This window comes from Acidisoma sp. (assembly GCF_035492295.1).
GTDB lineage: Bacteria > Pseudomonadota > Alphaproteobacteria > Acetobacterales > Acetobacteraceae > Acidisoma.
This window is the reverse complement of record NZ_DATJJK010000091.1, coordinates 1-21,766: the sequence shown is the minus strand read 5'-3', so window position 1 is coordinate 21,766 and position 21,766 is coordinate 1. Positions and strand designations below refer to the sequence as shown.

Annotated in this window: 18 protein-coding genes; 9 read left to right on the top strand and 9 right to left on the bottom strand. The window is 64.6% G+C overall.

All coding sequences use genetic code 11. The features are described from left to right. Positions 1 to 9: 9 nt before the first annotated feature. The gene (locus VL752_RS06465; protein ID WP_325353327.1) at positions 10 to 876 is read right to left on the bottom strand and encodes an FAD binding domain-containing protein; all 867 of its coding nucleotides are present in this window, start codon (positions 874 to 876) and stop codon (positions 10 to 12) included. A gap of 294 nt (positions 877 to 1,170) precedes the next feature. Between VL752_RS06465 and VL752_RS06460 the strand changes: the two genes are divergently transcribed. Further along, positions 1,171 to 2,022 (top strand): LytTR family DNA-binding domain-containing protein, encoded by an 852-nt coding sequence (locus VL752_RS06460; RefSeq protein ID WP_325353325.1) that lies wholly within the window; start codon positions 1,171 to 1,173, stop codon positions 2,020 to 2,022. A 5-nt stretch (positions 2,023 to 2,027) separates the two neighbouring features. Here VL752_RS06460 and VL752_RS06455 read toward each other — a convergent pair whose 3' ends face one another. The 7 genes from VL752_RS06455 to VL752_RS06425 all read right to left on the bottom strand — a co-directional run bounded on the left by VL752_RS06455 (position 2,028) and on the right by VL752_RS06425 (position 12,081). Continuing rightward, on the bottom strand, positions 2,028 to 3,059 hold the full coding sequence (locus tag VL752_RS06455) for an ABC transporter permease (protein WP_325353323.1): 1,032 nt from the start codon (positions 3,057 to 3,059) through the stop codon (positions 2,028 to 2,030). Between the two features lie 15 nt (positions 3,060 to 3,074). Next, positions 3,075 to 4,565 carry a sugar ABC transporter ATP-binding protein gene (locus tag VL752_RS06450; RefSeq protein ID WP_325353321.1) on the bottom strand — a complete coding sequence of 497 codons (1,491 nt, stop codon included), beginning with the start codon at positions 4,563 to 4,565 and terminating at the stop codon, positions 3,075 to 3,077. A 13-nt stretch (positions 4,566 to 4,578) separates the two neighbouring features. Then, positions 4,579 to 5,610 (bottom strand): sugar ABC transporter substrate-binding protein, encoded by a 1,032-nt coding sequence (locus VL752_RS06445; protein ID WP_325353319.1) that lies wholly within the window; start codon positions 5,608 to 5,610, stop codon positions 4,579 to 4,581. A 422-nt stretch (positions 5,611 to 6,032) separates the two neighbouring features. Then, a complete protein-coding gene (locus VL752_RS06440) occupies positions 6,033 to 9,212 on the bottom strand; it encodes an efflux RND transporter permease subunit (RefSeq protein ID WP_325353317.1) in 3,180 nt (1,059 codons plus the stop codon). 13 nt (positions 9,213 to 9,225) lie between these two features. Next, on the bottom strand, positions 9,226 to 10,470 hold the full coding sequence (locus VL752_RS06435) for an efflux RND transporter periplasmic adaptor subunit (RefSeq protein ID WP_325353315.1): 1,245 nt from the start codon (positions 10,468 to 10,470) through the stop codon (positions 9,226 to 9,228). A gap of 271 nt (positions 10,471 to 10,741) precedes the next feature. Continuing rightward, positions 10,742 to 11,281, bottom strand: a complete 540-nt coding sequence (locus VL752_RS06430) for a TetR/AcrR family transcriptional regulator (protein ID WP_325353365.1) — start codon at positions 11,279 to 11,281, stop codon at positions 10,742 to 10,744. A 158-nt stretch (positions 11,282 to 11,439) separates the two neighbouring features. Continuing rightward, positions 11,440 to 12,081 carry an HD domain-containing protein gene (locus VL752_RS06425; protein WP_325353313.1) on the bottom strand — a complete coding sequence of 214 codons (642 nt, stop codon included), beginning with the start codon at positions 12,079 to 12,081 and terminating at the stop codon, positions 11,440 to 11,442. Positions 12,082 to 12,201: 120 nt separating this feature from the next. Here VL752_RS06425 and VL752_RS06420 point away from each other — a divergent pair, with 120 nt between their 5' ends. The 5 genes from VL752_RS06420 to VL752_RS06400 all read left to right on the top strand — a co-directional run bounded on the left by VL752_RS06420 (position 12,202) and on the right by VL752_RS06400 (position 16,461). Further along, positions 12,202 to 13,191, top strand: a complete 990-nt coding sequence (locus VL752_RS06420; RefSeq protein WP_325353311.1) for a GlxA family transcriptional regulator — start codon at positions 12,202 to 12,204, stop codon at positions 13,189 to 13,191. Further along, positions 13,188 to 13,319: a hypothetical protein gene (locus VL752_RS06415; protein ID WP_325353309.1), complete on the top strand. Its 132-nt coding sequence runs from the start codon at positions 13,188 to 13,190 to the stop codon at positions 13,317 to 13,319. The genes VL752_RS06420 and VL752_RS06415 overlap by 4 nt, the downstream gene beginning before the upstream one ends. Positions 13,320 to 13,422: 103 nt before the next feature. Next, positions 13,423 to 14,412: an aldo/keto reductase gene (locus tag VL752_RS06410; RefSeq protein ID WP_325353363.1), complete on the top strand. Its 990-nt coding sequence runs from the start codon at positions 13,423 to 13,425 to the stop codon at positions 14,410 to 14,412. Between the two features lie 73 nt (positions 14,413 to 14,485). Beyond that, positions 14,486 to 15,226: an SDR family oxidoreductase gene (locus VL752_RS06405; protein WP_325353307.1), complete on the top strand. Its 741-nt coding sequence runs from the start codon at positions 14,486 to 14,488 to the stop codon at positions 15,224 to 15,226. Then, complete coding sequence (locus VL752_RS06400; protein ID WP_325353305.1) at positions 15,223 to 16,461, top strand: multidrug effflux MFS transporter; 1,239 nt, start codon at positions 15,223 to 15,225, stop codon at positions 16,459 to 16,461. Before VL752_RS06405 ends, VL752_RS06400 begins: the two co-directional genes overlap by 4 nt. Before the next feature lie 47 nt (positions 16,462 to 16,508). Here the strand turns inward: VL752_RS06400 and VL752_RS06395 are convergent, their stop codons facing one another. After that, on the bottom strand, positions 16,509 to 17,561 hold the full coding sequence (locus VL752_RS06395; protein ID WP_325353303.1) for an NAD(P)-dependent alcohol dehydrogenase: 1,053 nt from the start codon (positions 17,559 to 17,561) through the stop codon (positions 16,509 to 16,511). A gap of 111 nt (positions 17,562 to 17,672) precedes the next feature. Here VL752_RS06395 and VL752_RS06390 point away from each other — a divergent pair, with 111 nt between their 5' ends. From VL752_RS06390 to VL752_RS06380, 3 genes are all read left to right on the top strand, one after another. Next, positions 17,673 to 18,653, top strand: coding sequence for a LysR family transcriptional regulator (locus VL752_RS06390; RefSeq protein WP_325353301.1), 981 nt, complete (start codon positions 17,673 to 17,675; stop codon positions 18,651 to 18,653). Positions 18,654 to 18,739: 86 nt separating this feature from the next. Beyond that, entirely contained in the window at positions 18,740 to 21,028 is a 2,289-nt protein-coding gene (locus VL752_RS06385; protein ID WP_325353299.1) for an NADP-dependent malic enzyme, read from the top strand. Between the two features lie 73 nt (positions 21,029 to 21,101). Next, on the top strand, positions 21,102 to 21,766 hold a 665-nt coding region (locus VL752_RS06380; RefSeq protein WP_325353297.1), incomplete at its 3' end, for an NtaA/DmoA family FMN-dependent monooxygenase.

The following is a 21,766-nucleotide window of genomic DNA, read 5'->3' as shown; positions in this document are numbered from 1 at the left end:
GAATGTCCCTTAGCCGGTGCAGCGGGAAAGGGCGGTGCGCAGCGCGCGCTGCACCATCTGGCCCGCCATCGCTTTCTTGTAGTCCTCGTCACCGCGCAGATCGGCACCCGGCTCGCAGGCTTCTGCGGCCAGGCGACCGGCTTGTGCAATCGCCGCGCCATCGACGGGATGGCCGCTCAACGCCGCCTCTGCCGCCTCCGCGCGCATCGCCATCGGCGCCAGATTGGTGAGGCCGATCGCCACGCTTGCGCAGCGACCCTGCTCCACGCGCAGCACCACGGCGGCTGCCGCCGTCGCGAAGTCACCGGTCTTGCGCTTGAGCTTCGCGTAGCAGGTGCCGCTGCCCGCAGCCGGCTTCGGAATGCGGATTTCGGTCATCACTTCGTCCGGTTCGAGGGCCGTCACATAGGTGCCGAGGAAGAAGTCAGCCGCCTGCACCACACGCTCGCCCGTTGGCCCCACCAGCACGAAATGCGCGCCGAGCGCCAGCATGACGGCCGGATGATCATTGCCCGGATCGCCATGGGCGATGTCGCCGCCGATCGTGCCCTTGGTGCGCACCTGAGGGTCGGCGATCTGCCGCGCCGTTTCAACCAGCAGGGGCAGATGTTCGGCGAGCAGGGGGGAGGCGAGGATCTCCCGCTCGCTGGTCATGGCGCCGATGCGGACCTCGTTGCCTACAAGTTCGATGCCGCGCAAGGCCGCGATCCGGCCGAGATCAATGAGGTGCTCCGGTGCCGCGAAGCGCAGCTTCATCATGGGCAGGAGACTGTGGCCGCCGGCGAGGAGCTTTGCCTGGTCGCCATGGTCGCGCAGCAGGGCGATCGCCGCCTGGAGGGATTCGGGCGCGTGATAGACGAATGGACGCGGGATCATAGACTCTCCCTTTAGCCTCGACCGCTTGACTGCGGCTGCTTTTGTCTGGTGCCCAAGCTCAAGGAGGGGCCCGCCGCCGGCAACCGCTTTCCCCTGAAATGCCGCTCCGGCAGCGTGAACGGCGCTGAAACGGACTTGAACGGTGGCGTGGGCGAAACGGCGCTTGCCGCCCCCAGCGAACCTCCATACGGTGTCAGGACAGGAAGAAGAGCAGGTTCAAAAGCCAGGAAATGGCTGCGCGGAGGGGCCCGCCGGTCTTTCCTGGGAGAGGCTCGCTTTGGGGGAGGCGACGGCGTGAAGGCATCGCCGGACATAGTGGTATCCGATCCGGATCCGGTCGGCCGGGCAGCGGCCGAGCCCGCCGCCGTCAGCACGCGCGCGTCTGCGGAATCCTTCCAGCACAAGCTTGAACAGTTCAACCCCGGAATCGTCTGGCTGGATGCCGAGAACCGTGTGACGGCGATGAACGACGTTGCCATTCAGGTGCTGCGACCGGCGGCCGAGCCGTCGCTCGGCGTCACGCTCGATGCCATGTTCGGGGTCGATGTGCTGTCCCTGCACCCGCCGAAGAGCCGGGAGAAGATCGCCTTCCTGCTCGGCCATCGCTCCTCCTCCCCGCATGGCAAATCGGCACCGCCCCAGGCCATGATGATCAACATCCCGGACCGGATGCTGATGATCAAGGTCTCGCAGATGGTGGCGGCGGAGGGGCGCGTGGGCTCCTGCATGATCTTCTACGATCTGACGGAACTCACCACCGCACCGCGCAACGGTGCCGGCCACGAGGCGACAGGCGAGGGGCCGATGCGCCTCATCTCCCGCATTCCTGTCTACCGCCATAATCGCATCGTGCTTGTCGATGTGAAGGATATCGGCCGGCTGGAAGGGGAGGGACATTACACGACGATCGTGACACAGCAGGACCGTTACCTCTCCAACCTGTCCCTCTCGGTGCTGGAGAGCCGGCTTGACCCCGCACGCTTTTTGCGCGTGCATCGCAGCCATATCGTCAATCTCGACTATGTCACCGAACTCGTCCGTCAGGACGAAGGCTTTCTGGTCGCCCTGCCGGAAGCGCTGGGCCCTGCCGTCCCGGTGAGCAAACAGAAGCTGCATGCCCTGAAGGAACGGTTCGGACTGGTGTGAGGCTTTCAGCCTTCCGCCGCGGTCGACGTGGCCTTCATCCGCTGTGCATAGACGTTGATGACGAGGGCCGCGAGCAGGATCAGCCCACGGATGAGGATCTTCAGGAAACTGTCGATATTGACGTGGTCCAGCCCGTTGTTCAGCACACCGAGCACGAAGAGCCCGATGATGGTATTGCCGATGCCGCCCTGTCCGCCGAACAGGCTGGTGCCGCCGACGACCACGGCCGAGATGGAATCCAGCAGATAGCTATCGAATTCGTTCTGCTGGGCGCTGCCGAAATAGGCGACGCCGAGGATGCCGGCGAGGCCTGAACAGACGGCCGAAATCACCATCACGGCAGAGATGATCAGCTTCACATTGACGCCGGAATACTCCGCCGCCTCTCGGTTGCCGCCAACCATGTATACGTAGCGGCCGAAGCGCGTATAGGTCAGCACCACATGGCCGACCGCCAGCGTGATCGCCAGCACGATGACGATCCAAGGCACCGGGCCCAGAGCCTTGCTGCCGAGCGTCACCGCGAGATGCGGCACCGCATAGGCAATCTGCCCGCGCACCAGCAACGCGCAAATGCCCGCACCGATCTGCAGCATGGCCAGCGTCATGATGAAGGATGGAATACCCACGCGGGTGATCCCGATGGCGTTGATGAGGCCCAGCCCGACCGCTGCCCCCAGGGCGATCATGATCGCGGCCCAACCCGACAACGGCAGGTTCGCGATGTTCACGCTCGGGTCTTGCAGCGTGAAGAAGGCCGCGATGATGCCGACGGCATTGGCGACGCTCGCGACACTGAGGTCGATTTCTGCGCAAAGAATAACGAAGGTGAGGCCGACGGCGATGATGCCGGTGACGGATATCTGCGTCAGGATATTCCAGATATTGCCGATGCTGATGAAGGATGGACTGGCGATGGCAAAGAAGACGACCAGGAAGATCAGTGTCACGAAGGGCGCGATATTGCGCAGACGCGCCCGTACCCAGGCCACCGGCTTCACGCCCCGTCCCCCTGTTTCAGTCAAAACCTCAGCCATGTCCTGATTGTTCCTTTAGGCGGCCGCCAGAAGGCGGTCCTTGCTGATGGCTTCGCCCGCGAATTCATGCACGATGCGGCCTTTCTTCATGACCAGAATTCGGTCGGCCATGGACAGTACCGTCTCCGGTTCGGTCGAAACGACGAGAATGCCGATCCCCTGCGCTTTCAACCCGCGCACGATATGGACGACATCCTCCTTGGCGCCGACATCCATGCCGCGGGTCGGCTCGCTCAGCATCAGCACGCGCGGCAGGTGCGTCAGCCAGCGCGCCAGCGCCACCTTCTGCTGGTTGCCGCCCGAGAGGGAACCGAGCGGCCGCTCCGTGCTTGGCGGCCGGATATGCAGACTGCCGATATGATCTCGTGCGATGCCACGCTCGGCCGTCGGATGCAGCAGCAGGCGACCGATGCGTTGCAGAATGCTGATGGTCATGTTTTTGAAGACCGGCTCTTCCGCAAAGAGCATGCTGCGCCGGCTTTCCGGCACGAAGGCAAGACCCGCAGCGCGTGCCCGGGACGTGCTGGTGAGTGTGACGGTGCGGCCGTCGATGCTCACACGGCCGCGTTTCATCGGCTCCTTGCCGAAGAGGCTGCGCGCGAGATCGAGTTGGCCCGAGCCGAGATAGCCGTAAAGGCCCAGAACCTCTCCCGCGCGGATTTCGAAGGAAATATCGGTAAAGGCCGCGTCCAGGCTCAGCGCCTCGGCGCGTAGAATAACGGTCGAATCCGGCTTGCTGTCGAGATAGAGCGCGCCGGTATAGCTTTCCTCCAACTCGCCATGGCTATGGCCGATCATCTGCCGGATCAGCCAGGGCTTGTCGATGTCCACGGTATCGGCATCGGCAACCTTGCCGCCATTGCGAAAGACCGTGACGCGGTTGCAGATATCCAGCACGTCGTCGAGGAAATGCGAGATGAAGATGAGGCTGTGGCCTTCGTCGCGCAGCCGGCGCAACACCGCAAACAGGCGCTGCGTTTCGGGTGGCGAAAGGGCCGAGGTCGGTTCGTCCAGGATGATGATGCGGGCGCCGGAAAACAGCACGCGGGCAAGCTCCACCAATTGCTGCGTGCCGAGCGAGATCGACCCCATCAGGGCGCGCGGATCGACGTCGATGCCGAGCCCGTCGAGCAGCACGCGGGCGCCGCTCATCATCGCCGGCCAATCGACGAGACCGAAGCGGTTGAGCGGCTGCACGCCGAGATAGACGTTTTCGGCGATGGTCAGGCTGCGCACCGCCGAAAGCTCCTGATGCACCATGCCGATGCCGGCGGCGAGGGCATCGGCGGGCGACGCGAAGTGCACCGGCTTGCCCTCCAGCTCCATCACGCCGCCATAGCTCGTGTGAACACCCGCGATGATCTTCATCAGGGTGGACTTGCCGGCGCCATTCTCGCCGACAAGCCCGTGAATCTCCCCCGCGCCAAGCGCGAAGTCGATCTCCCTCAGTGCAATCGCGCCGCCGAAGGCTTTCGAGACGCCGCGCAGTTGCAGAAGCGGAGACATCGGCTGGCCCAGCTCAGATCAGATACTGCTCCTCCATCCACATCAGGCCGGGCGCATTGGCCTGGGTGACCACCGGCCCGTCCGCAATGATGTTCTTCGGGATGCCGCCTGGACCGGTCTTCTGGCCGTCGACGACGGCCGCGACACCCGCGATCAGGGCGCCGGCATGGATGCGGCAGGAGGGGTTGCGGACCGTTGCCGTCATGCGCCCGTCCTCCACCGCCACCAGGGCGGGCGGCATGGCATCGCAACCACCGATTTTGATGCTGGTGCGGTTATGCGCCTTCATGACGTTGTAGGCAGCAAGGGCCATGTCATCATTGTGGAAATAGGCGGCGTCGATCTTGGGATATTTGTTGAGCAGCGTTTCCCAGATGCGGGCGACCTTGGTGACGTCCCAATCCCCGGGCTGCGTGTCCAGCACATGGATCTTGGGATATTTCTTGATGATGGATTCGAAGCCGCGGGCGCGCCCCTGCGCGCCGGTATGGCCCAGCGCGCCTTGCGTCATGACGATATTGCCCTCGCCATTGATGGCATTGACCAGGGCCTGGGTGACGGAGGCGCCCATGAACTCGTTATCCGGGGCGATGAAGCTGTGGACATTGATGGAGGCAAGTGGCGCGATCAGCGTATCCATGTCGATCACCGGAATACCCGCGTCGATCATGCGGTTCACGGGTGTCGTCAGCGTGCCGATGCCAAAAGCTTGGATGGCGACGAAATCCCATTTCTCGGAGGCCATATTGTCGATGGCCGCGCGCTGCTTCGGGGCCGAGAGCTCGCCGTCGAACCAGGTTACCTCAACATTGAAGAGCTTGCCCCAGTATTCCGCCGCGCGCTTGCCCTGGGCGCACCAGGTTGCCTGAAGGCCGGCGTTGGAAAAGGCCGCCTTCAGCGGTTTGCCGGAGCGGCCGGCGGCTTCCGCGAGTGCCGGGGTCGAGCCCAGGCTTGCCATGGCAAAGCTCGCGGCGCCGGCGGACAGGCCGGCGAGTTGCAGAAAGCGACGGCGTGCGGATCCCTGCTCGGTGCAGTCATCGGTCATGGTCGTTTCCTTCGTTTGCCGGTGCCTTGAGCTGGCCCGCGCTTGTTGGCCGCCCCCGGTTCTGACAACGGGCCCGGCGGCGGCGAAACTTATAGTGTCGATGGTATGCTAGCCGTATTTTTTACTACAGGACAATCAGTGTTTCTGAGGAAAGGGGCGCTGAGGATTGATTCCGTTGTTTGTGCGCAATTGTATTTAGCGAAAAATTTTGTCGTGATGATCGGCATCCTGCCGCGCCGGCGTTGTCCATGCTGGCCTACGGGAAACCAATGCAGAGGGGGCGGTCCTCTACAGAACCGCCCCCCAGGACACAGGTGCCCGTCACGATTCGGGCCATTCCCTATTTTGCCTCGGACAACCGTGATCCGGGCGAGATGCTCATCTGGCCTCGGGATGAGCCCCGGCAGGTCCGGCTGTCTGCGTCATGGCGCCGGTCTGCCGAGGAAGCCGCCTGCCACGTTGCGGGCCTGGGCGCGTCGGCGGCCAAGCCGCCGCACCAGCGTGTAGAAGACGGGTGTGAAGAGCAGGCCAAAGCCGGTCACCCCCAGCATGCCGAAGAAGACGGCGGTGCCGAGCGATTGCCGCATTTCCGAGCCCGCGCCTGTCGCCACCACCAGGGGTGCCACGCCCAGGATGAAGGCGAAGGAGGTCATCAGGATCGGGCGCAGACGGGTGCGCGCGGCGCGCACCGCGGCCTCCATCGGGCTCGCCCCTTCATCCTCTGCCTGGCGCGCGAATTCCACGATCAGGATCGCATTCTTGGCAGCCAGGCCCACCAGCACCACGAACCCGATCTGGGCCAGGATGTCGATCGGCAGGTCACGCAGCCGGAGACCGCTCACCGAGGCGAGCAAACACATCGGCACGATCAGCACCACGGCGAGGGGCAGCTTCCAGCTCTCATACTGTGCTGCAAGAACGAGGAAGACGAAGAGTGCCGCAGCGCCGAAAACCAGCAGCGTCGGCGTGCCCTGCTGCTGCTGCTGATAGGCGAGTTCCGTCCATTCGAAGCCGATGCCATGCGGCAGGACCTGATGGGCGAGCGCCTCCATATGTGCGAGCGCCGTGCCGGTGGCTACACCGGGTGCGGCGACGCCCATCACCTCGGCTGCCGGGAACAGATCGTAGCGCGGCACGCGGTAGGGGATGGTTTCCGGCTGCAGCCGCGCCACGCTGCCGATGGGCACCATCTGGCCTTGGGCATTGCGCGCCTTGAGCCGCGAGATGTCCTGACTATTGCGGCGGAAACTTCCGTCCGCTTGTGCAATCACCTGGAAGGTGCGGCCCAGATAGTTGAAGTCGTTGACATATTGTGAGCCGAGATAGAGCTGCAGCGTATCGAAGACATCCGATGGCGTCAGGCCCAGCATCTCGGCCTTCTCGCGGTCAATATCGAGATAGATCGAGGGTGAGCGCGCGCTGAACAGGGTAAAGGCGCCGGCGATCGCCGGGTCCTTGTTGGCCGCGCCGACCAGGGCTTGGGCGGCCTGAGCCAGCGCATCCGGGCCAAGTCCTGCTTGATCCTGCAGCATCATCTTGAAGCCGCCGGCACTGCCGATGCCGGGCACGGGCGGTGGCGGAATGGTCAGCACATAGGCGCCCTGGATGACCGACAGTCTCTTCCGCAGATCAGCCAGCACCGTATTCGCGGTCACGCCCTTGATGTGGTGGCTGTAGAGCGAGGGCAGGCCGGAGAAGATCGTGCCCGCGTTGGACGCGACGGTGAAGGTTGTCGCATCAAGCCCCGCGAAGGGTGCCACATGCTCCACTCCCTTGGTGGAGAGAATGATGTCCACCGCCTGTTTCACCACAGCCTCGGTACGTTCCAGGGAGGCACCGGGCGGCAACTGCACGACGGTGATGAGATAGCCCTGGTCCTGTTCGGGGATGAAGCCGGTCGGCGTGCGCGCGAACTGCACGCCGGTCAGCAACAGAAGCCCGGCATAGACGACAAGCATCAGGGCGCTTGCCCGTATCAGCCGGCGGGTCGCCTGGCCGTAGCCGTTGGAAAGCCGGTCGAAGCCACGGTTGAAGCGGCCGAAACCGGCATCAAGAAACCGCCGCGCCAGGCTACGCCGCACATGGTTGCCGCGGACATGCGCCTTGAACAGCATCGCACACAGCGCCGGGCTCAGGGTCAGGGAGACGAAGCAGGAGATGACGGTGGAGGCCGCGATCGTTACCGCGAACTGGCGGAAGAACTGGCCGGAAATACCGGAGAGGAAGGCCGAGGGCACGAAGACCGCGCAGAGCGTCAGCGCAATCGCGATCAGCGCCACGCCGACCTCGTCCATGGTGCGGTGGGCGGCTTCCTTTGGCTCCATGCCGAGATGCAGGTTGCGCTCGACATTCTCGACCACGACGATGGCATCGTCCACCACGATGCCGACGGCGAGCACAAGGCCAAAGAGCGAGAGGTTGTTGAGCGATATCCCAACCGCCGCGAGGATCGCGAAGGTGCCAATGAGAGAGACGGGAATAGCGATGACGGGGATGATGGAGGCCCGCCAGCTCTGCAGGAACAGGATAACGACGAGCACGACCAGCAGGATCGCCTCGAAGATCGTCTGCACGACCTCATGGATGGATTTGCCGATGAAGACGGTCGGGTCATAGATGATCTTGTAAGACAGGCCGGGCGGGAAATCCTGGGCCAGGCGCTGCATCGTGCTCGTCACTTCGTGGTCGACGGCGACGGAATTGGCGCCGGGCTGGGCGAAGATGAGCAGCGGCAGGCCGGGACCGCGGTCCATGTAGCTGGTGGAGCCGTAATCCGCGGCGCCGATCTCGACGCGGCCGACATCGCGCAGCCGCGTCACGCGGCCGTCTGAATCCGATTTCAGAACGATGTTCGCGAACTGAGCAGGGGTCGAGAGGCGGCCAAGCGCCTGCAGGTTGATCTGATAGGCTTCGTCCGAATGCACGGGCGGCTGGTTGAGCACGCCGGCCGAAACCTGGATGTTCTGCGCCCGCAGGGCGGCCAGCACCTCATCCGCATTCAGGTCGTGGGCAGCGACCTTGTCCGGATCGAGCCAGATGCGCATGGCGTATTCGCGGGCACCCATATACTGCACGTCGCCGATGCCCGGCAGGCGGGCCAAGGCGTCCTTCACATGCAGCGTCGCATAGTTGGACATGTAGAGCAGGTCGCGGGACTGGTCGGGCGAATAGAGATGCACGGCGAGCAGAATGTTCGGCGTCGATTTCCGTACCGTGACACCCTGGCGCTGCACATCCTCCGGAAGGCGGGACAGCGCATTGTCCACCCGGTTTTGCGTCAGCATCTGCGCGACATTGAGATCGGTGCCGATGCGGAATGTGACGGTGACCGTCAGCTTGCCGTCACCGGTCGACTGGCTGCTCATATAGAGCATGTTCTCGACGCCGTTGATCTGCTGTTCGAGAGGCGTCGCGACCGTGCGGGCCACCGTCTCGGCCGAGGCGCCGGGATAGACGGCCGAAATCTGCACCGTCGGCGGTACGATTTCGGGATATTGCGCAATGGGCAGAATCACCAGAGCGCCGAGACCCACGATGGTGAGGAAGACACTCAGCACGATCGCGAAGATCGGCCGCTCGATGAAGAAATGAGCGAGGCGCATGATCGGTCTCCCCTCAGCTCTTGTCGTCAGCAGGGTTGTACGCGATGGCGCCGGGTTCAGGCGTTACCTTCGCGCCCGGCATGGCGCGCATGAGCCCGTTGATGATGACGCGGTCATTCGCGGCGAGGCCGGATCGGATGATGCGCAGGCCGCCGCGCAGATCGCCGGTATCGACGGGCTTCGGCACGACCGTGCCGTCCGGTGCCACGGTCATAACGATGTGCTGGTTCTGATCGAGCAGAACGGCCGCATCCGGCACCAGCAAGGCCGGTGCAGGCGGCGCAACGGCCAGGCGGATGCGCGCGAAGGCGCCGGGCGTCAACAGCAGGTTCGGGTTGCTGACCGTCGCGCGCGCATGGATCGTGCCGCTGGAACGGTCGATCTCATTGTCCACGAAATCAAGTGTTCCCTGATGCGTGAACTGCGTCTCGTCCGACAGGTGAAACGCGATCTGGTCCGCGAGCGGACCGGGCGTGGCCGCGCGCTCACGCGAAAAGGTCAGGTAATCGGCCTCGCTCATGTCGAAGTCGAGATGGATCGGATCGAGCGAGACGATGGTGGCGAGCAGCGTAGTGGTGCCGCTCGCATAGCGGCTGCCGGCGATGAGACTGCCGACCGAGACCTGATGCGCGCCGATGCGCCCGGTGAACGGGGCGGTGATCCGGCAATGCTGCAGGTCGAAGGCAGCGTCGCGGATTTGCGCCTTCGCATCATCCACAGCGGATTGGGCCGCGCCGACATCGGCCTGGCGCTGATCGACATTCTCGGCCGTGCCGAAATCGGTGCGCTTCAGCGTTTGGGCGCGGTAGAGTTCCTGTTGCGCCAGCACGAGGTGGGACTGGGCGGAGGTGAGCTGTGCCGTCGCCTCCGAAAGCTTGATCTGATAGGGCGTCGGGTCGATGACGAAGAGCAGATCGCCCTTCTTCACGATCTGCCCGTCCTTGAAGTCGATTTCGGCCAGCGTGCCGCCGACTTGGGCGCGGAGATCGACGCGGTCAACCGCCGAGAACTGGCCAAGAAAGCCGATCTGGGCAGCGACGGCACGCTGGAGCGGCGCGCTGACGGTCACCGGAGCCGGCGGTATGGCCGCCTGAGCGGTCTGCGCCGCCCGCTGCCCCATGGGATTCCAGGGGCTCATCCAGAAGGCACCGGCGGCGGCCACAAGGCCGATTCCAACCAGCAACCGCCATCGGAAGCGCGAGCGCACGGGGGGCGGCGTGCGCTCCTCGGCCTCCGACCATCGGGTCATGTCATCCATGGTTTGCCTATTGTCACAGAGGAATCTGAAAGATTTTTGAGGCACGCGGCCGGGAGAGCGAGAAAGCGTCTCCTCGTCCCGACTGGCCCCGAGTGGCGATCGACCCCGGACGACCCGGGGGCGGAGCTTCACCTCTATCTCGCACGTGCGAAGGCGCGCGACCACTCTTAGATGACGGATACCATCTATTACAAAAATAGATGGTAATGGACATCTAAAATGGACGCGGTGCGGCGCGACCGTTCAGAGGCGACGAGGAAAGAGGGGGGAGTTAGGTCTGCTGATCCGCAGCAAGCTGCAGGATGGAGGCGCGCGCCGCTTGCAGCACGCTCGCCGCGAAGGCGTCGTCGTTCGTCGCGCGGGCGATCGTCACGGCGCCGATCATGGTGGCGGCGATGGCGAGGGCCGTTTCATGGCGGCGTTCCGCGCAGAGGTGGGGCAGAAGGGCCTCGATGTGACCGGAAAAGCCGTGCAGGCCTTCGGCGAAGGCGTCCCGCACCGCGGAATCACGCCGGGCGGCATCGCCTGCCAAAGTGACGAAGAGACAGGCTGAGCCAGGGTCGCGGCAATGCCCCATGGAGAGATACTGCGTTACCAGCCCTTCCAAGGGATCGGCGGCCTTCTCTTCCTCAGCGCGCCATGTCTCGTTGGAACGGTCGGCTGCGCGGCGGCAGGCCTCGGCGATCAGCTCGTCCTTGGAGCCGAAGCTTTTGTAAAAGCCGCCATGGGTAAGGCCGGCCTCCGCCATCACGGCGTCGATGCCGACGCCGTCGAACCCGTGCTCGCGAAAGAGCTTCGCTGCGGCCTCGATGACCCGCTCGCGGTTCGCGGCAGCCTGTGCTTTTGAAACGCGGATCTCAGCCTCCCCCGCCGGATGGGGTTTTTATATGACCCTCGTCATCCGGCGAAGAAGCGCAAGCCGTGCATGGCAGCAAGCGGCCGCTTGTCTGCGTATGAGCCAGACTGGCTTTACCCGTGCCAGGCCGAGCAGCGGATGACGCTGCAGAAATTGCCGCGATGGAAATGCGGCTCCTTATCCGCGATCACATCCGCCTTGACGTTGCCGAAGGTCGTGTCCGGCTTATGGCGGATGCCCTCGTAAAAGGCCTGGATGATGTCTTCCTTGAACTTTGGCGTGCGTGGAAAAGCACGGACGACGGCTTCACGCTCCACATCCGAATACTGCTGGTACGTCAGGCCGAGCACGTCCATCTCGACGCCCGCGGTGACGAGGGCGACCACCGGGTGCATGTGCTGCGGCACGCCGGGGGTCGTGTGCAGGGCAATCGCCGTCCACACCGTATAGGCGTCTTCCTCAGAGATGCCGTGGCTGCGCAGGAAGTCTCTCGCAGCGAAAGCGCCGTCCACTTCGAAGCGCTCATGTGCGCTGCTATGGCTCGGCATCAGCCCCACGTCATGGAACATGGCGCCGGCATAGAGCAGTTCGCGGTCGAAACTGAGGCCGCGCTGCAGCCCGGCGAGGGCGCCGAAGTGATAGACGCGGCTGGAATGGTTGAAGAGCAGCTCGGTCTCGGTATCGCGGACGAATTCCGTAATGGCACGGGCCAGGCTGCTGTCCGGTATCGCGGCGCGGGGGTCGATGTCCGTCATGATGTCCTCCTGTGGGTGAAGCTTGCGCCAAGGCTAGGCTTCGGCTCATATGTCTTCAATTAACGGTTTCAGTCGATTTAAGACAAAACCGGACTCAGGCGGACATGGCAGGAGAGGCTCATGCAAAAGCGACGGATCGCGGTACTTGCCTTGCCGGGTGTGCAACTTCTGGACGTGTCGGGGCCGCTGGATGTCTTCGCGGAGGCGAATGTCCAGGCAGGCTTTGCCGCCTACGAACTCACCGTGATCGCGACCGCCCCTGGCCCCATCGCAAGCTCCTCCGGTGTGCGGTTGATCCCCGATGAGATCGTGGGCGAGGGGACCGAGGAGCGGGTGGATACGCTTCTCGTCGCCGGCTGCCCGCATGCGGACAAGACGGAGATTGAGGCATCGCTTATCGCCTGGCTCAGGGCGAAAGCGTCGCAGGCGCGCCGCTACGGTTCGGTTTGCAGCGGCGCCTTTGCCCTAGCGGCGGCCGGGCTGCTGGATGGTGTCCGCGTTACCACCCATTGGGCCGTGGCTGAAATTCTGGCGGCGCGCTATCCCGCCGTGCTGCTTGAAGAAGATGCGATTTATTTGCGTGACGGCCGGGTGCGCACGGCCGCCGGCGTCACGGCGGGGCTGGACCTCGCGCTCGCGCTGGTCGAGGAGGATTTGGGGCGGGAGATCGCCATGGCCGTCGCTGCCCAGCTCGTCATGTTCTTCAAGCGACCCGGGGGCCAGTTGCAGTTCAGCCGCCGGGGCGAGGCGGCGCCCGCGGGTCGCGCAGCGCTGCAGGAGGTGCAGCGATGGGTCGCCGCTTATCCGGCGCTCGACCATAGCGTGTCGGCTCTGGCCGAGCGCATGAAGGTGAGCCCACGGCATTTCGCCCGCATGTTCCGCGCCGATCTTGGGATGACGCCGGCCGTCTGGGTGGAAATGGCGCGCGTGGAAGCGGCCCGCCGTCTGTTGGAAGAGGGCCGCCAGATGCCAAAGCAGGTGGCGGCCGCCTGTGGGTTTGCTGATGCCGACGTACTGCGCCGGGCTTTCCTTCGGCGCGTCGGCGTGACACCGGCCGAATACCGGCGCCGCCACGGCGGTGGTTCTTCGGTCGACGCGCTGGCGCGATGACGAAAGGATTTGATCGCGCAGGCGACGCGGTCACCACCGATGCTCACACGCAGGATCCTCCGGCGCTTTACCAGACGGTTCTGCATGTCGAGCAAGATGGCCGCACGGCGGAGCATTTCATGAACTGACGATATTATAACATGCAGATTATGCCGCCTTATTGATGGAGGTCTCGCGCCCTATTCTTGTCCGAACGGGTGGCGCAGCTGTGCCACCGAGAGGAGAAAGATGATGCACAAACGCGAACTCGGCAAAAGCGGTCTCGAAGTCTCGGCCATTGGCTTCGGCTGCATGGGTCTCAATTTCAGCTACGGCCACGCGCTGAGCACTGCGGAAAGCGTCACGCTGATCCGCCAGGCAGTGGAACGCGGCGAAAACTTCTTCGATACCGCAGAGGTCTACGGCCCCTATACCAACGAGGAAATCGTGGGTGAGGCGTTGCGGCCGCTGCGCGAGCAGGTGGTGATCGCGACGAAATTTGGCTTCAACATCGTGGACGGCAAGATGGCCGGCATGAACAGCCGCCCTGAGCAGATCCGCGCCGTGGCCGACGCGTCGCTCAAGCGCCTCGGCATCGATGTGATCGACCTTTTCTATCAGCATCGCGTCGATCCCGATGTGCCGATCGAGGAGGTCGCCGGCGCGGTGAAGGACCTCATCGCCGCTGGTAAGGTGCGCCATTTCGGCCTGTCCGAGCCCGGTGCCGCCACCGTCCGCCGCGCCCATGCGGTGCAGCCCGTCGCGGCGTTGCAGAACGAATATTCGCTGTGGACGCGCGGGCCCGAGACCAACGGCATCCTCGAAGCCTGTGCGGAACTTGGCATCGGCCTTGTCGCGTACAGCCCACTCGGCAAGGGTTTTCTCACAGGTGCTATGAGCGGTGACACCAAGCTGGGGGAAGGCGACTTCCGCAGGCTTCTGCCGCGCTTCACGCCGGAGGCGATGGAGAAGAACCAGGCGCTGATCGACCTGCTGAAGACCCTCGCGGCCGAGAAGGGCGCGACGCCAGCACAGCTCGCTTTGGCCTGGCTGCTGGCGCAAAAACCCTGGATCGTACCCATCCCAGGCACCACCAAGCTCAGCCGCTTCGAGGAGAATATCGGCGCGGCCGATCTGGAACTGAGCGTCAGCGATCTCGCCAAGATCAGCACGGCGCTCGCCGCGATCGATGTCGAAGGCGAGCGTTATCCCGCTCATCTCATGGCAACCACCGGCCGCTAGAACCTGCGCAAACCGAAAGCCCGCGCCCCATTGCTGGGGCGCGGGCTTTCGCCTGTTTTGAAGGAAGAAGACCATGACACAGAATATCGAAGGCAAGGTTGTCGTCATCACCGGCGCCAGCAGTGGCTTGGGCGAGGCGACCGCGCGGCTGCTAACCGAACAGGGCGCGAAAGTCGTCCTCGGCGCGCGCCGGATGGACCGGCTGCAGGCGCTCGCGACGGAGCTGCGTCTGCCTACGGGGGCGGCCGTGAAAACCGACGTCACCGATGCGGCACAGGTCACGGCGCTGGTGGATGCGGCGGTCGCGCTGCATGGCCGGGTGGATGTGATCCTCAACAATGCCGGCCTGATGCCGCATTCCCTTCTGGAGCGCGGCCGCGTTCAGGATTGGGACCGCATGATCGATGTCAACATCAAAGGCGTTCTCTACGGCATCAATGCCGCCCTGCCGCATATGATCCGGCAGAAGAGCGGCCATATCATCAACGTCTCCTCGGTCGCCGGTCACAAGGTGCGCCAAGGCAGCGCCGTCTATGCCGCCACCAAGGCCGCCGTTCGTATGCTCTCGGAAGGGCTGCGCATGGAGATGAAACCGCACAATATCCGCACCACCATCATCTCGCCGGGCGCGGTGATGTCCGAGCTACCGGATAGCGTGACCGACCCCGATGCGGCCAAGAATGTCCGTGCGTTCTATGAGAACATCGCCATTCCGGCGGAGTCCTTCGCCCGCGTCGTCTCCTTCGCCATGAGCCAGCCGGAAGAGGTCGACATCAACGAAATCCTGTTCCGCCCGACCGCGCAGGAGCTGTGACCGAATTGACGGCTCAAGCTGCAAGCCTGTCGGAGATGGAGGCGGGCAGGCACGGCCTGCGCGTGTTGGCGACGCTCAGCACGCTGATGGGCTTCGCCTCCATCTCGACCGATCTCTATCTCCCGGCCCTGCCACGGATGACGGAGGCGCTACGGTCCGATGCGGGCCATATGGAACTGACCATCTCCGGCTATCTCATCGGCTTCAGCTTGGGCCAGCTGCTCTGGGGCCCGATCGGGGACCGGCACGGCCGCCGCCTGCCGGTCGCGATCGGCATCCTTCTTTTCGTGGTTGGTTCGGCCGGATGTGCCCTTTCGACAAGTGCGGGGGAGATCATCGGCTGGCGTGTCCTCCAAGCGGTCGGCGCTTGCGCGGGCGTTGTGCTGTCACGTGCCATGGTGCGGGATCTCTATACCGGCGACCGCGCGGCGCAGATGCTTTCCACCCTCATCACGGTGATGGCCATTGCGCCGCTACTGGGGCCGATCCTGGGCGGACAGATTCTTGTTCTTGCCTCCTGGCGGGCGATCTTTTGGGTGCTCGTCGGCATCGGAGCGCTGACGCTGGTGGCTGTGCTGCGCTTACCCGAGACGCTGCCCGAGGGGCGGCGGAACCACGAGCCGGTGATACAGGCGATGGCGGGCTATTTCATGCTCATCCGGCAAAAGCGGCTGTTGGGCTATGCCGGAGCAGGAGCCTTCCTCTATGGCGGTGTCTACGCCTATATCGCCGGCACGCCCTTCGTCTATATCACCTACTACCACGTCCCGCCGCGCTTCTATGGCCTGCTCTTCGCGGTCGCCATTATCGGCATCATGCTGGCCAATATGATCAATGCCCGGCTCGTCACTCGATTGGGTGGCGTGCGCCTGCTTCGGGCTGGCACGGCAGGCTCGGCCGTCGCCGCCCTGGTGGTTGCGGCGGACGCCTGGAGCGGCTTCGGCGGTCTCGCCGGGCTGGCGATTCCGCTCTTCGTTTACATCTCGTCCACCGGCCTGATTGTCGCGAATTCCATCGCGGGTGCCATGTCGGCTTTTCCACATCGTGCGGGCGCGGTTTCTGCCCTCGTCGGCGCGCTGCAATATGGCAGCGGCATCCTGACCTCGGCTTTGCTCGGCGTCTTCGCGGATGGCACGCCCTGGCCGATGGGTGGTGTCATCGGCTTATGCGGGCTGGGATCGCTCTTCTGCGCCTGGCTGGCCGTCACGTCACGGCCAGCCAGATCAGCAGGCTAGTTCGTTTCTGCCGGGTACCGGGAAGGGCGCCCGGCAGGATGGCAGCGTTACGCGGCGGCGGGCAGGCTCGCCATGTCGATCACGAAGCGGTAGCGCACATCGGCGCGCTCCATGCGCTCGAAAGCCCCGTTGATCTCATCCATCCGGATCGTCTCGCATTCCGGCAGGATGTTCTTGCGGGCGCAGAAATCGAGCATCTCCTGAGTCTCGGCGATGCCGCCGATGGGCGAACCGGCAACCCGCCTGCGGCCCATCAGCAGTGGCACGGTGTTCGTGCCCTGGATCGGCCCGACGACACCGACGATCACCAGCGTCGCATCGACGTCGAGCAGCGGCAGATAGGTTGTCAGATCATGATCGACAGGCACGGTATCGATGATGAGATCGAAGCGGCTCGCTGCCTGTGCCATGGCCTCGGTATCGCTCGAGACGAGGTAGTGGTCCGCACCCAGCGCGCGGGCATCGGCCTCCTTGTCCCTCGCGCGGCTGATGACGGTGACCTCCGCGCCGAGACCCACGGCCAGCTTCACCGCCATATGGCCGAGACCACCGAGACCGATGACGCCGACCTTGCTGCCCGGGCCGACATTCCAGGTACGAAGCGGCGAATAGGTGGTGATGCCGGCGCAGAGCAGCGGCGCGGCGCGGGAAAGGTCCAGCCCCTCCGGCACGCGCAGCACGAACTCTTCCCGCACCACAAGGTGCTTGGAATAGCCGCCATAGGTCGGCGTGCCGTCGATCCGGTCACGATCATTGTAGGTCTGAGTCGCATTCGCGCGGCAAAGCTGCTCCTCGCCCCGGCGGCACTGGTCGCAGCTCATGCAGCTGTCGACGATGCAGCCCACAGCGACGGCATCGCCGATCTTGTAGCGTGTGACCGCCGAGCCCACAGCAGTGACGCGGCCGACAATCTCGTGGCCCGGCACCATCGGATAGCTGCTCCAGCCCCAGTCGTTGCGGGCCTGATGCAGGTCGGAATGGCAGACGCCGCTGTAGAGAATCTCCATCGCGATGTCGTTCGGGCGCGGCGCCCGGCGTTCGAAGCTGAAGGGCTCGAGCGGTGCGTCGCAGCGGAGCGCCGCATAACCTGTGGTGTTCATGGTAACCTCTATCGGTAGAACTAGGGCGTTTGAGCCCATTGCATGATGCACCGGTCGCGCGCCCCGATTAATCCGCTACAATGAGCATGAAGCTATATCCGAGGCTCATGAATGCGGCGTGAGGATCTGATCGACCTGAATGCCTTCCTGGCGGTGGCCGAGGAACAGAGCTTTACGCGCGCCGCAGCCCGGCTGGGAACTTCTCAATCCGCGCTGAGCTATACCGTGCGACGGCTGGAAACGCGGCTCGGTGTGCGTCTGCTGACGCGCACGACCAGGCGCGTCGCGGCGACGGAGGCGGGGGAGCGGCTGATCCTGACTCTGCGCCCGGCACTGCAGGAGATCGCGCAGGAACTTTCGGCCATCGGCGACCTGCGAGAGAAGCCGGCCGGAACCATCCGCATCACCGCCGCCGAGCACGCGGCGAAGACGCTGATCTGGCCTGCGCTCCGCCGCTTGCTGCCACTCTATCCAGATATTCGGGTTGAACTTTCAGTCGATGCCGGCTTCACCGATATCGTGGCCGAGCGCTTCGATGCCGGGGTGCGGCTTGGAGAATCGATTGCCAAGGACATGGTGGCGGTCCGCATTGGCCCCGATCTGCGCATGGCCGTGGTGGGCTCTCCCGATTACTTTGCCCGGCGCGGCCGGCCGGAAACACCACAGGACCTCGCCCAGCACGACTGCATCAACCTGCGGCTGCGGAGTGCGGGCGGGCTTTACGCCTGGGAGCTGGGCCAGGGCGGCAGGGAGTTGCGGGTGCGGGTGGAAGGCCGCCTCATCTTCAATGAGGTGGAGCCCATGCTGCAGGCGGCCCGGGAGGGTTTCGGCCTCACCTGCATCGTCGAGGATCACGTGGAAGAGGACGTCGCCGCCGGGCGGCTTGTGCCCGTCCTGCAGGACTGGTGCCAGCCCTTTGCCGGCTATCACCTCTATTACCCCAGCCGCCGGCAGCCCTCCGCGGCCTTCAGCCTTCTCGTCGACGCGCTGCGCTATAGGAGCGCCGGCCGGGCCGCGTCCGGCCGAGCCGCGTCCGCCCGAGCCGCGCCCGGCGTGCAGGCCAGACCTTCGGTCGAGGGCGCTCGCGGCTAATCGTCTGGATTTCGTCTGAAATGTCAGGCTAACCTTTCGTCCAAGGCGCCAATGAGCGCTGCCAATCAAGATGGGATGGAACGCAGATGCCGGATCAAGAGACGGCGGGGACGGGCCCTGCTTTCCTGTCGGAAAGCGCCCTCGAACTGCACGCCTCCGGGCGTCCGGGCAAGCTCGAGACCCGGATTTCGAAACCGCTGACGACGGCGCGGGACCTCAGCCTCGCCTATTCGCCAGGGGTCGCTGCCCCCTGCCTCAAGATCGCGGAAAACCCCGAACTCGCCTATACCTATACGACCCGCGGCAACATGGTGGCGGTGATTTCCAACGGCACCGCCGTGCTGGGCCTGGGCAATATCGGTGCGCTCGCCTCCAAGCCGGTGATGGAGGGCAAGGTCGCGCTCTTCAAGCGCTTCGCCGATGTCGACGGCATCGACCTTGAAGTTTCCACCGAGGATGTTGAGGAATTCGTGAGCTGCGTGAAGCTGCTCGGTGCCTCCTTCGGCGGCATCAACCTCGAAGACATCAGGGCGCCGGAATGCTTCGTCATCGAAACCCGCCTGCGCGAGCTGATGGATATTCCGGTCTTTCATGACGACCAGCACGGCACGGCCATCGTCGCGGCCGCCGCCCTGATCAATGCCTGCCATCTGACAAAGCGTGATCTGGCGGATGTCCGTCTTGTCGTCAACGGCGCGGGGGCGGCCGGGATCGCCTGCATCGACCTGCTGCTGACGCTCGGCATGAAGCGCGAGAACATTCTCGCCTGCGATACCAAAGGCGTGATCCATCGCGGTCGGACGGACCTCAACCAATGGAAATCGGCCCATGCGGTGGAGACCGGGTTGCGAACGCTGGAGGACGCGGTACGCGGCGCGGATGTCTTCCTCGGCCTATCGGCCAAGGGCGCGCTCAGCCAGGACATGGTGCGAAGCATGGCGCCGCGTCCGATCATCCTGGCGCTCGCCAATCCCGACCCCGAGATCACCCCGGAGGAGGCGCGTGCCGCTTCCCCGGATGCCATCATCGCCACAGGCCGCTCGGATTATCCCAATCAGGTCAATAATGTTCTGGGGTTCCCCTATATCTTCCGCGGCGCGCTGGATGTGCGGGCGCGCACCATCAACGAGGCGATGAAGGCTGCTGCCGCCCAGGCGCTCGCCGAGCTCGCGCGCGAGGACGTGCCGGACGAGGTGCATCGCGCCGCCGCCCGCCAGTTGCGCTTCGGCCCCGAATACATCATCCCCAATGCCTTCGATCCACGCCTCATCACGCGGATTCCGCTGGCAGTCGCGCAGGCGGCGGTTGAAAGCGGTGTCGCCCGCCTGCCTTTGCCGGAGGTGAAGCTCTATCGCCGCAAGCTCGCCGCGCGCCTCGACACGGCGGTGAACATTCTCGATCTCATCACCGAGGGCGTGCGCAGCCAGCCCAAACGCATCGTTTTCGCGGAAGGCGAGAACGAGACCATGGTGCGGGCAGCTGCCCAGTATCAGAAGGAAGGCTTTGGCACCCCCATTCTCATCGGCAACGAGGATCGTGTGCGCGCCGCCTTCTCGCGGCTCGAACTGCCGCTGCACAAGGGCATCGAGATCCGCAATGCGCGGCTTGCCGCCATGGACGATCACAAAAATAACGAGCGCTACTCCGAATACCTCTACGGGCGCCTGCAGCGCCGCGGCTATCTGCTGCGGGATGTGCAGCGCATGGTCAATCAGGATCGTAACGTCTTCGCCGCCTGTGCCGTGGCACTCGGCGATGCGGACGGGATGGTGACCGGCCTCACCCGCGCGCCGGCGCAGGCGCTGGATGCGATCCGCCTCGCCATCGACATCAAGCCCGGCCGCGTGGCCTTCGGTCTCTCCATGGTCGTCTCGCCGCATCAGACGCTGCTGGTGGCCGACACGCTCATCAACCTGAAACCTTCGGCCGAGGAACTCGCCACCATCGCGCGGGTCGCCGCGATGCGGATGAGTGCCCTGGGCCAGAGCCCGCGCGTCGCCTTCTGCGCCTCCTCCACTTTCGGCCAGCCGCTGGCCGGCGCCGGCGGTCGGCTCGCGGAAGCCGTGCGCATCCTGGAGACGGAAGGGGCGGATTTCGAGTTCGACGGGGAGATGACACCGGAAGTGGCGCTCGACGGCCAGTTGCGGGAGCGTTATCCCTTCTCGCGCCTGACCGACAATGCCAATATCCTCATCATGCCCGGGCTGGACGCCGCCCAGATTGCGACGCAGATGGTGGCCCGTCTTGGAGAAGCGCGGGTGATCGGCCCAGTGCTGACGGGGCTGGAACATGCCGTGCAGGTGGTGCCGATGGATGCCAAGGTCTCCGACCTGGTGATCTACTCCTGCCTGGCGGCTGCGCACACGATGGAATGACTGTCATGGCTCCCTGGCCGTTGCGCGGCCGGGGGGCTCGGGCGAAGCTCTTCGTAACAGTGGAGAGCCTGTCATGACGAAACAGCTGCATCTGGGCGCCTTCATGCGCCCCGTCGGCATCCATACCGCCTGGTGGCGCTACCCAAGCGCCTCCGCCGACGCGAATTTCAACCTGAAGCACCTGACGCATTTCATCCAGACGCTGGAGCGCGGCTGTTTCGACGCCTTCTTCATGGCCGATCACCTCGCCGTGCTGAACATGAGCATGGACGCGCTGAAGCGGAGCGCGACCGCCACCTCCTTCGAGCCGCTGACGCTGCTCTCGGCGCTCGCCATGGTGACGGAGCGCATCGGCCTCATCGCCACCGCGTCCACCACTTTCGACGAGCCCTATCATATCGCCCGGCGCTTCGCCTCGATCGACCATATCAGCGGGGGCCGCGCGGGCTGGAACATCGTGACCACGGCGAACCCCGATGCCGCATTGAACTTCGGCCGGGACGACATGATGGAGCATGACGCGCGCTATGCGCGCGCGCGGGAATTTTATGACGTCGTCACCGGGCTTTGGGATTCCTGGGCGGATGATGCCTGGCTGCGCGACAAGGAGTCCGGCATCTTTTTCGACCCCGGGAAGATGCATGTGCTGGCGCATAAGGGCGAGCATCTGTCCGTCAAAGGTCCGCTGAACATCGCCCGCCCCGTCCAGGGGTGGCCGGTGATCGTCCAGGCCGGCGC

Coding starts and splice junctions, on each gene's coding strand:
- VL752_RS06450 (WP_325353321.1), bottom strand. CDS start 4,565: ATGTCTCCGCTTCTGCAACTGCGCGGCGTCTCGAAAGCCTTCGGCGGC.
- VL752_RS06445 (WP_325353319.1), bottom strand. CDS start 5,610: ATGACCGATGACTGCACCGAGCAGGGATCCGCACGCCGTCGCTTTCTG.
- VL752_RS06425 (WP_325353313.1), bottom strand. CDS start 12,081: ATGACGGACATCGACCCCCGCGCCGCGATACCGGACAGCAGCCTGGCC.
- VL752_RS06435 (WP_325353315.1), bottom strand. CDS start 10,470: ATGGATGACATGACCCGATGGTCGGAGGCCGAGGAGCGCACGCCGCCC.
- VL752_RS06420 (WP_325353311.1), top strand. CDS start 12,202: ATGCAAAAGCGACGGATCGCGGTACTTGCCTTGCCGGGTGTGCAACTT.
- VL752_RS06390 (WP_325353301.1), top strand. CDS start 17,673: ATGCGGCGTGAGGATCTGATCGACCTGAATGCCTTCCTGGCGGTGGCC.
- VL752_RS06405 (WP_325353307.1), top strand. CDS start 14,486: ATGACACAGAATATCGAAGGCAAGGTTGTCGTCATCACCGGCGCCAGC.
- VL752_RS06395 (WP_325353303.1), bottom strand. CDS start 17,561: ATGAACACCACAGGTTATGCGGCGCTCCGCTGCGACGCACCGCTCGAG.
- VL752_RS06385 (WP_325353299.1), top strand. CDS start 18,740: ATGCCGGATCAAGAGACGGCGGGGACGGGCCCTGCTTTCCTGTCGGAA.
- VL752_RS06465 (WP_325353327.1), bottom strand. CDS start 876: ATGATCCCGCGTCCATTCGTCTATCACGCGCCCGAATCCCTCCAGGCG.
- VL752_RS06455 (WP_325353323.1), bottom strand. CDS start 3,059: ATGGCTGAGGTTTTGACTGAAACAGGGGGACGGGGCGTGAAGCCGGTG.
- VL752_RS06415 (WP_325353309.1), top strand. CDS start 13,188: ATGACGAAAGGATTTGATCGCGCAGGCGACGCGGTCACCACCGATGCT.
- VL752_RS06410 (WP_325353363.1), top strand. CDS start 13,423: ATGCACAAACGCGAACTCGGCAAAAGCGGTCTCGAAGTCTCGGCCATT.
- VL752_RS06440 (WP_325353317.1), bottom strand. CDS start 9,212: ATGCGCCTCGCTCATTTCTTCATCGAGCGGCCGATCTTCGCGATCGTG.